Genomic DNA, 1,598 nt, shown 5'->3' with positions numbered 1-1,598 from the left:
AATGCTAAATTGGCCGATGATGCGGTGCAGACAGAAAACATATTAAGTGGTGGAACCGATAAAGTTTTGGTTACCGATGCAGTGGGTACGGTTGCTTGGGTAGATAAATCCAGCTTCGATGCCATTGCCGATCAGGTTACTATTACAGGCGTAGGTACCACCTTGGATCCCTTTAAGGTGGAGGACCTTTCCATAGTTACGGCAAAATTGGGTGATGGAGCGGTTACTACCGTAAAATTAGGAGACGATGCCGTGACCAATGCTAAATTGGCTGACGATGCGGTACAGACAGAAAACATATTGAACGGTACCATTTTAACAGAGGATATTTCCTCAGGTGGTAACGACAAAGTGTTGGTTACTGATGCAGTGGGTACGGTTGCTTGGGTAGATAAATCCAGTTTCGATGCCATTGCCGATCAGGTTACTATTACAGGCGTGGGCACAACCTTGGATCCCTTTAAGGTGGAGGACCTTTCCATAGTAACGGCCAAACTGGCCGATGGAGCAGTGACCACCATAAAATTAGGAGATGATGCCGTGACCAATGCTAAATTGGCCGATGATGCGGTCCAAACAGAAAACATATTAAGTGGTGGAACCGATAAGGTTTTGGTTACCGATGCAGTGGGTACGGTTGCCTGGGTGGACAAATCCAGCTTCGATGCCATTGCCGATCAGGTTACTATAACTGGTGTAGGTACCACCTTGGATCCCTTTAAAGTGCAGGATCTTTCCATAGTAACGGCCAAACTGGCCGATGGAGCAGTGACCACCATAAAATTGGGCGATGATGCCGTGACCAATGCTAAATTGGCGGACAATGCGGTGCAGACAGAAAACATATTGAACGGTACCATTTTAACAGAGGATATTTCCTCAGGTGGAACCGATAAGGTTTTGGTTACCGATGCAGTGGGTACAGTTGCTTGGGTAGATAAATCCAGCTTCGATGCCATTGCCGATCAGGTTACTATTACAGGTTTAGGTACAACCTTGGATCCCTTTAAAGTGCAGGATCTTTCCATAGTAACGGCCAAACTGGCCGATGGAGCAGTGACCACCATAAAATTGGGCGATGATGCCGTGACCAATGCTAAATTGGCGGACAATGCGGTCCAGACAGAAAACATATTGAACGGTACCATTTTAACAGAGGATATTTCCTCAGGTGGGACCGATAAAGTTTTGGTTACAGATGCAGTGGGTACAGTTGCTTGGGTAGATAAATCCAGCTTCGATGCCATTGCCGATCAGGTTACTATTACAGGCGTGGGCACAACCTTGGATCCTTTTAAAGTGGAGGATCTTTCCATAGTAACGGCCAAACTGGCCGATGGAGCGGTTACTACCATAAAATTGGGCGATGATGCCGTGACCAATGCAAAATTGGCGGACGATGCGGTACAGACAGAAAATATATTGGCCGATGCGGTTACAGCATCCAAGATCAATGCCGATGTTGCTGGAAGCGGACTGGTACAGAACGCGACCACCGGAGCATTGGAAGTAGACGGTACAGCGATCACTGGTGACGGGGATATCACATCCTCCGACCTAACGGTAGGTGGCGATGCAAATGCTTTATTGGGTGATGT

At 47.3% G+C, this 1,598-nt stretch carries 1 pseudogene; it reads left to right on the top strand.

Going from position 1 to position 1,598, the window contains the following annotated elements:
* A pseudogene (locus KO529_RS21075) lies at positions 1-1,598 on the top strand (hypothetical protein); the annotation flags it as partial.

Source organism: Arenibacter algicola (genome assembly GCF_018860365.1).
Lineage (GTDB): Bacteria > Bacteroidota > Bacteroidia > Flavobacteriales > Flavobacteriaceae > Arenibacter > Arenibacter algicola_B.
Note: the sequence above shows the minus strand (reverse complement) of the source record. Positions and strands in the feature narration are given on the sequence as shown.